Origin of the sequence: Burkholderia sp. SIMBA_051, from assembly GCF_046534915.1 — a bacterium.
GTDB lineage: Bacteria > Pseudomonadota > Gammaproteobacteria > Burkholderiales > Burkholderiaceae > Burkholderia > Burkholderia ambifaria.
The window spans coordinates 1-255 of record NZ_JAWRXS010000560.1; the positions used below are offsets into that span (position 1 = coordinate 1).

Below are 255 nucleotides of genomic sequence, written 5' to 3' on the forward strand. Positions count from 1 at the left end.
GGGCCGGGTGCGTGCGGTCGCCGCGCTGCGCGCGCGGCTCGCCGCCGATCCCGCCGACGCGCAAGCCGCGATGGCGCTCGCCGGCCTGCTCAATCGCAGCAGCGACACGCGGCCCGAGGCCGAGCGCATCGCCCGTTCGCTCGCTACCCGCAACGATGTGGACCACGGCGCGGCGATGGACCTGTGGCATCGCGTGTTGCAGTCCGCGGGGCCCGATCCGGCCTATGTGCAGGGCTTGAGCGCCTACGTCGCGCT

At 74.9% G+C, this 255-nt stretch carries 1 protein-coding gene; it reads left to right on the forward strand.

The window, feature by feature from the left end:
- Positions 1-255 (forward strand): tetratricopeptide repeat protein (locus SB771_RS35715; protein ID WP_410722134.1); only part of this gene is annotated, 255 nt, incomplete at both ends.